Here is a 7,015-nt window from a genome sequence, read left to right as displayed (position 1 = left end):
GTACTACAACTACCGCAACACCAAGACCAAAAGAAGTTTTAACTTTCTTAGAAACCGCTAGGAATGTACACATACCTAGGAAGAAAGAAAGCGCCATGTTTTCGATGAAAATCGATTTAACTAGCAGACTAATATAATGTTCCATGACTACCTTACCCCTTCGCTTCTACTTGTTCTGGTTTGAACACACGAATTGCCCAAATCAAGAAACCAATTAGGAAGAATGCTGAAGGTGCTAGAAGCATCAAGCCGTTTGGCTGATACCAACCACCGTTGCTCACTAGAGGTAGTACTTCCATATCAAATAGTTTGCCAGAGCCAAGAAGCTCACGGAAGAAACCAACAGTGATCAATACGAAACCGTAACCAAGACCGTTACCAAGGCCATCGATGAAAGATGGGATTGGTGCAGACTTCATTGCGAATGCTTCAGCACGGCCCATTACAATACAGTTAGTAATGATTAGGCCAACGAATACAGATAGCTGCTTAGAGATATCGTATAGGTATGCTTTAAGCACTTGGTCTACCACGATTACTAATGATGCGATAATTGCCATCTGAACGATGATACGCACACTGTTCGGAATGTGGTTACGGATCAAAGAAACGAAGAAGTTAGACAGAGCAGTAACGAACATTACCGCGATAGTCATAACAAACGCTGTTTCTAGTTTAGTGGTTACCGCAAGAGCAGAACACACACCAAGAACCTGTAGCGCGATTGGGTTGTTGTCCAACACCGGCGCTAAGATGCTCTTTTTAATTTCTTTTGCACTAGACATTAGTTCAGACCTCCGTCACGAACTTTTGCTAGGAACGGACCAAAGCCCATATCACCTAACCAGAAGTCAAATGTATGTTGAACACCAACACTTGTTAGTGTTGCACCAGAAAGGCCATCTACACCGTGCTCAGAACCTTGAGGAGCGCCACCTTTAACAACCTGAATAGCAGGTTTGTGGTTTTCGTCGAATAATTTCTTACCAACGAATTGAGCGCGCCAAGATGGGTTCTCAACTTCACCACCAAGTCCAGGAGTTTCACCTTGCTCGTAGTAAGTGATACCAGAAACCGTGTTGCCATCAGTTTCTACCGCAACGAATGCGTACATCATTGACCATAGGCCGTTACCGTGAACAGGGATGATAACTTTAGAAGTTTCAGCGCCATCTTTCACTAGGTATACAGTACCCGTGTTAGCACGACGAATGATCTTAGCGATGTCATCTTCAGCTGAAAGCTTGATTGACTGAGCTGGATCTTTTGCCGCTTTACGTTGGTCGTATGCAGCAGCGTCGCCGTCAACGAAATCGCCAGTAGCGAAATCAACTAGACGAGGTTCGATGTTCTCTGCGTAGAGTGCTGGGATATCACCTGCAAGCTCAATACCCGCAACTTCAAGGATCTTAGTTTGCTGATCCAGAACTGCGTTAGCTTGCTGCTTAGGTTTAAGAACAACTGCAGCTGTTGAAACGATGATTGAGCACACTAGGCTCAATGCGATAACAACAAACAGCGTCTTTTTAATGCTATCGTTATTACTTGCCATAGCGCGCTAGTCTCCGCTTAATGTTCTTCTCGATTACAACGTGGTCAAACAGAGGAGCAAATAGGTTTGCGAATAGAATCGCAAGCATCATGCCTTCTGGGTATGCAGGGTTAACTACACGAATCATTACACACATTGCGCCGATTAGGATGCCGTACCACCACTTACCTTTATTGGTAAATGAAGCTGATACTGGGTCAGTCGCCATGAAGAACATACCGAATGCGAAGCCACCTAGAACTAGGTGCCAATGCCAAGGCATGCTGAACATTGCGTTAGTATCAGAACCGATCACGTTGAACAGTGTAGACACAGCAATCATACCGATCATTACACCAGCAATGATGCGCCATGAAGCGATACGCATGTAAACGATCATCGCTGCACCAATCATAAGTGCTAGAGTTGATACTTCACCGATAGAACCTGGGATGTTACCAATGAATGCGTCCATCCAAGTGATTGCTTCACCTGATGTCACGTTCATTAGTGCGCTACCGCCGCCTTGAGCCCATTGGCTAAGAGCAGTTGCACCAGAGAAACCATCTGCAGCAGTCCAAACTACGTCACCTGAAATCTGTGCAGGGTATGCAAAGAATAGGAACGCACGGCCAGCAAGTGCAGGGTTCAGGAAGTTACGACCCGTACCACCGAAGATCTCTTTCGCTACTACAACACCGAAGGTAATACCTAGTGCTGCTTGCCATAGAGGAAGCGTTGGCGGAACGATAAGCGCAAATAAGATAGAAGTAACAAAGAAACCTTCGTTTACTTCGTGCTTACGCACCATACAGAACAGAACTTCCCAGAAACCACCAACGATGAATACCGTTGCGTAGATAGGTAGGAAGTATGTAGCACCAAGTAGCATCTTGCTGCCAACACCTGCATCGGGCCCTAAGGAGGCTCCAAGCATTTCGGTTAGCCAGTAGTGCCAGTTACCACTGATAACAGATGCTAGTTCAGCGCCTGCGTACATATGGTTAAGTGCAGCGATAGCTTGGCCACCCGCGTTGTACATACCCCAGAACATTGCTGGGAATACCGCGAACCAAACCATGATCATGATACGTTTTAAATCAACGCTATCACGAACGTGTGAGCTTTTCTTTGTGATAAGACCTGGCGTGTAAAACACTGTCGCTGCTGCTTCGTAAAGCGCAAACCACTTCTCGTGTTTACCACCTGGCTCAAAATGATGCTCGATGTCTTCAAGAAACTTTTTAAGGCCCATGAAAATTACCCTTCCTTCTCAATCGTATCTAGGCATTCACGAAGTAGTTGACCGTACTCGTACTTACCTGGACATACAAAGGTACACAATGCTACATCTTCTTCGTCTAGTTCTAGCGCACCAAGTGCTTGAGCACTATCAATGTCGCCTGCACATAGATCACGAAGCAGCAATGTAGGTTCCATATCTAGAGGCATTACGCGCTCGTAGTTACCAATTGGAACCATTGAGCGGTCACTACCGTTTGTCGTCGTTGTCATGTTGAACAACTGACCTTTAAACAGGTGACCAAGGAATGAACGAGTAACAGAGAACTTGTTCTTACCAGGCATAGCCCAGCCGAATAGCTCTTTATCACGACCTTCACGTAGAACAGAAACTTGCTGATGGTAACGACCAAGGAAAGCATGTGGACCTGTTGCTTCAGTACCCGTAAGTACAGAACCAGAAATCACACGAACTTCGCCTGGCATTAACTCGCTGTCTGTCAACTCTTCAAGGCTAGCACCAATTTGAGTACGAACTAGACGTGGGTTATTCACCACTGGACCAGCCAGAGAAACAACACGCTCAGAGTAAATCTCACCAGTAAGGAAAAGCTTACCGAATGCGATAACATCTTGGTAGTTAATGCTCCACGCTACATTTTGTGCATTTACCGGATATAGGTAATGCACATGCGTGCCTGCAAGACCTGCAGGGTGTGGGCCATCAAAAACATGTTCTTCAACGTTAGACTGAGCTGAACGAGGTAAGCTAGTACCTTTTTTACAAACGTACACTTTACCGTTAGTCAGAGTTGAAAGAAGATCTAAACCAGCAACGAAAGCATCAGACTGCTCGTTAATGATTAATTCTGGCTCAGCTGCTAGCGGATTAGTATCCATAGCAGTAACGAAAATAGCCTGAGTTTCAGAATCAACTGCTGGAACCTTGCTGAACGGACGAGTTCGCAAAGCGGTCCATGCGCCAGACTCAACTAACTGAGTTTTAACCGTTTCACGGTCAAGACTTACTAGTTGGTTAGCTTCATAGCTATTGAACGTGATTTGCTCATTGCCTGCTACTTCAATCACTACTGATTGAAGAACACGCTTAGCACCACGGTTCACTTCAATAACTTTACCGCTTGCTGGAGAAGTAAATACAACACCTGGGTTCTTTTTATCTGCAAAAAGAACTTGGCCTTTCTTCACTTCATCACCAACGCGAGCATGCATCGTAGGACGCATACCAACGTACTCTTCGCCAAGCAATCAAAGTTGAAGGTAACGAGTTACCAAGCAGCAAAGGCGTTCTGTAAGGCTAACGTTAGCAAGGAAAAACAATGAAAGATCAAAAAGTCGTTATTATTGATACTGGTTGTGCCAATGTTTCCTCGGTGAAGTTTGCGATTGAACGTCTAGGCTACGCAGTTGAAATTTCAAAAGAACCAGAAGTTGTTCTTGCTGCGGACAAGCTGTTCCTACCGGGTGTAGGCACAGCAAGTGAGGCAATGAAGAACTTGCAAGAGCGCGACCTTGTTTCTCTTGTGAAGCAAGTAGAGAAGCCTTTGCTAGGTATTTGTTTAGGTATGCAGCTGTTAGGCAAATTGTCTCAAGAGAAAGGCCAAAAGGCTGACGAGTTAGTTGAATGCCTAGGTTTGTGTGACGGTGAAGTTCGTTTACTTCAAACGGGCGACTTGCCTTTACCACACATGGGCTGGAACACAGTAACCGCGACACCTAATCACCCTCTATTTAAAGACATTGAAGAAGGTGAATACTTCTATTTTGTTCACAGCTTCGCAATGCCGGTGGGTGACTACACAATCGCACAATGTGATTACGGTAATCCGTTCACAGCCGCAGTGCAAAGTGGCAACTATTATGGTGTTCAGTTCCACCCAGAGCGATCTTCGAAAGCTGGCTCTAAGCTGATTCAGAATTTCTTGGAATTGTAATAAGGATTAGGCAGCGGCTAACGTTGCCCTATAAGGAATGTAAATGATTATTCCCGCGTTAGATTTAATTGAAGGTCAAGTAGTTCGCTTATTCCAAGGAGACTACGGGCAAGTAACAGAATACAAAGTAGACCCAGCTGAGCAGTTTAACTTGTACCACCAAGCTGGCGCAGGTTGGCTTCACCTTGTTGACTTAACGGGTGCAAAAGACACAACGGCTCGTCAGTTAGACTTGATTGCTAAGCTCCTTGCTAGCACGCCTGCGAACATCCAGATTGGTGGTGGCGTGCGTAACGAACAAGATGTCGTTGATCTACTAGAAGCTGGCGCACAGCGCGTTGTGGTTGGTTCTACGGCAGTTAAGCAACCTGAGTTGGTTAAAGGTTGGATGGAGAAGTACGGTGCGGAAAAAATCGTGCTGGCTCTGGACATCAATATTGACGAAAGCGGCACACGTAAAGTCGCGATTTCAGGTTGGCAAGAAGATTCAGGTGTGACCATTGAAGCGCTGGTTGAAGACTACCTCACGGTTGGCCTTAAACACGTTCTGTGTACCGATATTTCACGTGATGGCACGCTAGAAGGATCAAACGTAGAGCTCTATGTTGATCTTTGTAAGCAGTACCCACAAGTACAATTCCAATCATCGGGTGGCATTGGCAGCCTAGCTGATATCGAAGCACTTAAAGGCAGCGGCGTTGCGGGTGTGATTGTTGGTCGTGCACTGCTTGATGGCAAGTTCACCACAGAGGAGGCATTTGCATGTTGGCAAAGCGAATAATCCCTTGTTTGGATGTCCGTGATGGACAAGTGGTTAAGGGCGTTCAATTCCGTAATCACGAAATTATTGGTGACATCGTTCCGCTAGCACAACGCTACGCAGAAGAGGGCGCTGATGAATTAGTATTTTATGACATCACCGCATCAAGTGATGGCCGTGTGGTCGATAAAAGCTGGGTGAAACGTGTAGCAGAAGTGATTGATATTCCTTTCTGTGTGGCTGGTGGTATTAAGTCTGCGGAAGATGCAGCACGCATTCTTGAGTTTGGTGCAGATAAAGTATCCATCAACTCGCCTGCATTGGCTAACCCACAGCTAATCACTGACCTAGCTGATAAGTTCGGCGTACAGTGTATCGTTGTCGGTATCGATTCATACTTCGATAAAGAGACGGGTAAATATCAGGTTTACCAATTCACAGGCGATGAAGCGCGTACCAAAGCAACCAAGTGGGAAACCAAAGATTGGGTGCAGGAAGTACAGAAGCGTGGCGCCGGTGAGATCGTGTTAAACATGATGAACCAAGATGGCGTTCGCAACGGCTATGATATCGACCAGTTAAATATGGTACGTTCAGTGTGTAATGTACCCCTGATTGCATCAGGTGGCGCAGGTGCGATGGAGCACTTTGCTGAAGCCTATAAAAAAACCAACGTGGACGGAGCACTTGCGGCTTCGGTATTCCACAAGCAAGTCATCAATATTGGTGAACTTAAACAGTATTTGAAACAACAAGATGTAGAGGTGCGACTATGAGTTTTGAAACCGCAAGCTTATCAAAAACAGAAGTAGGCGCATTGTCAGAGCGTATTAACTGGGAAAAAGTCGATGGCTTAGTGCCAGCTATTGTTCAAGATTACCAATCGAGCCAAGTGCTAATGATGGGATACATGAACCCTGCAGCACTTGAGAAAACGGGTGAAACTGGCAATGTGACGTTTTTCTCTCGCACCAAAGAGCGTCTTTGGACGAAAGGTGAAACGTCAGGCAACGTATTACAACTGCAAAACATCGCCTTGGACTGTGACAGCGACACCTTACTGGTTAAAGTTAATCCCATTGGCCCAACGTGCCACACAGGTACAACAACGTGTTGGGATGGAGACAAACAAGAAGAGTCTCAGATGGTGTGGCTTCATCAGCTTGAGCAGCTACTGGCTGCCCGCAAGGACGCAGACCCTGAGTCTTCTTATACTGCCAGTCTATATGCCCGTGGCACCAAGCGTATTTCGCAAAAAGTGGGCGAAGAAGGCGTTGAAGTCGCGCTTGCGGCGACGTCGGGCGATAAGGCGGAATTAGTGTGTGAATCAGCAGATTTGATTTACCACTTGATGGTTCTTCTTCAAGACCAAGGCTTGTCGATGAACGATGTGGTCAACAAGCTAAAAGAACGTCACAAGTAAGCTCTGTTTAGATTAATCGAACCACGTAGCAGATAGATAAAAGCCCCGTAAACAATTATATTTACGGGGCTTTTTAGCTTTTTAATTTTCAAGATTTCAAGATT

General features: G+C 45.7%; 9 protein-coding genes. 4 read left to right on the top strand and 5 right to left on the bottom strand.

The window, feature by feature from the left end:
- From AB4653_RS06840 to AB4653_RS06820, 5 genes are all read right to left on the bottom strand, one after another.
- On the bottom strand, window positions 1-145 hold a 145-nt coding region (locus AB4653_RS06840), incomplete at its 3' end, for an Rnf-Nqr domain containing protein (RefSeq protein WP_372103644.1).
- Window positions 146-152: 7 nt separating this feature from the next.
- The gene (locus AB4653_RS06835) at window positions 153-785 is read right to left on the bottom strand and encodes an NADH:ubiquinone reductase (Na(+)-transporting) subunit D (RefSeq protein ID WP_009848374.1); all 633 of its coding nucleotides are present in this window, start codon (window positions 783-785) and stop codon (window positions 153-155) included.
- Window positions 785-1,552, bottom strand: a complete 768-nt coding sequence (locus AB4653_RS06830) for a Na(+)-translocating NADH-quinone reductase subunit C (RefSeq protein ID WP_009848373.1) — start codon at window positions 1,550-1,552, stop codon at window positions 785-787. Before AB4653_RS06830 ends, AB4653_RS06835 begins: the two co-directional genes overlap by 1 nt.
- The gene (locus AB4653_RS06825) at window positions 1,542-2,786 is read right to left on the bottom strand and encodes an NADH:ubiquinone reductase (Na(+)-transporting) subunit B (RefSeq protein WP_009848372.1); all 1,245 of its coding nucleotides are present in this window, start codon (window positions 2,784-2,786) and stop codon (window positions 1,542-1,544) included. Before AB4653_RS06825 ends, AB4653_RS06830 begins: the two co-directional genes overlap by 11 nt.
- A 5-nt stretch (window positions 2,787-2,791) precedes the next feature.
- Window positions 2,792-4,018, bottom strand: a complete 1,227-nt coding sequence (locus AB4653_RS06820) for a Na(+)-translocating NADH-quinone reductase subunit A (RefSeq protein WP_372103642.1) — start codon at window positions 4,016-4,018, stop codon at window positions 2,792-2,794.
- Window positions 4,019-4,113: 95 nt separating this feature from the next.
- Between AB4653_RS06820 and hisH the strand changes: the two genes are divergently transcribed.
- From hisH to hisIE, 4 genes are read left to right on the top strand one after another with little or no spacing between them, the layout of a single operon-like run.
- Window positions 4,114-4,728, top strand: a complete 615-nt coding sequence (gene hisH, locus AB4653_RS06815) for an imidazole glycerol phosphate synthase subunit HisH (protein ID WP_009848802.1) — start codon at window positions 4,114-4,116, stop codon at window positions 4,726-4,728.
- Between the two features lie 43 nt (window positions 4,729-4,771).
- Window positions 4,772-5,509, top strand: a complete 738-nt coding sequence (gene hisA, locus AB4653_RS06810) for a 1-(5-phosphoribosyl)-5-[(5-phosphoribosylamino)methylideneamino]imidazole-4-carboxamide isomerase (protein ID WP_009848801.1) — start codon at window positions 4,772-4,774, stop codon at window positions 5,507-5,509.
- Window positions 5,491-6,264, top strand: coding sequence for an imidazole glycerol phosphate synthase subunit HisF (gene hisF / locus AB4653_RS06805; protein ID WP_004734577.1), 774 nt, complete (start codon window positions 5,491-5,493; stop codon window positions 6,262-6,264). Before hisA ends, hisF begins: the two co-directional genes overlap by 19 nt.
- Window positions 6,261-6,911: a bifunctional phosphoribosyl-AMP cyclohydrolase/phosphoribosyl-ATP diphosphatase HisIE gene (hisIE, locus tag AB4653_RS06800; RefSeq protein WP_009848800.1), complete on the top strand. Its 651-nt coding sequence runs from the start codon at window positions 6,261-6,263 to the stop codon at window positions 6,909-6,911. Before hisF ends, hisIE begins: the two co-directional genes overlap by 4 nt.
- The last annotated feature ends 104 nt before the right edge of the window (window positions 6,912-7,015 follow it).

The sequence above is a fragment of the Vibrio sp. 10N.222.48.A3 genome (assembly GCF_041475345.1).
Classification (GTDB): Bacteria; Pseudomonadota; Gammaproteobacteria; order Enterobacterales; family Vibrionaceae; genus Vibrio; species Vibrio tasmaniensis_A.
Note: the sequence above shows the minus strand (reverse complement) of the source record. Positions and strands in the feature narration are given on the sequence as shown.

Coding starts and splice junctions, on each gene's coding strand:
- AB4653_RS06835 (WP_009848374.1), bottom strand. CDS start 785: ATGTCTAGTGCAAAAGAAATTAAAAAGAGCATCTTAGCGCCGGTGTTG.
- AB4653_RS06830 (WP_009848373.1), bottom strand. CDS start 1,552: ATGGCAAGTAATAACGATAGCATTAAAAAGACGCTGTTTGTTGTTATC.
- AB4653_RS06825 (WP_009848372.1), bottom strand. CDS start 2,786: ATGGGCCTTAAAAAGTTTCTTGAAGACATCGAGCATCATTTTGAGCCA.
- AB4653_RS06820 (WP_372103642.1), bottom strand. CDS start 4,018: ATGCGTCCTACGATGCATGCTCGCGTTGGTGATGAAGTGAAGAAAGGC.
- hisH (WP_009848802.1), top strand. CDS start 4,114: ATGAAAGATCAAAAAGTCGTTATTATTGATACTGGTTGTGCCAATGTT.
- hisA (WP_009848801.1), top strand. CDS start 4,772: ATGATTATTCCCGCGTTAGATTTAATTGAAGGTCAAGTAGTTCGCTTA.
- hisF (WP_004734577.1), top strand. CDS start 5,491: ATGTTGGCAAAGCGAATAATCCCTTGTTTGGATGTCCGTGATGGACAA.
- hisIE (WP_009848800.1), top strand. CDS start 6,261: ATGAGTTTTGAAACCGCAAGCTTATCAAAAACAGAAGTAGGCGCATTG.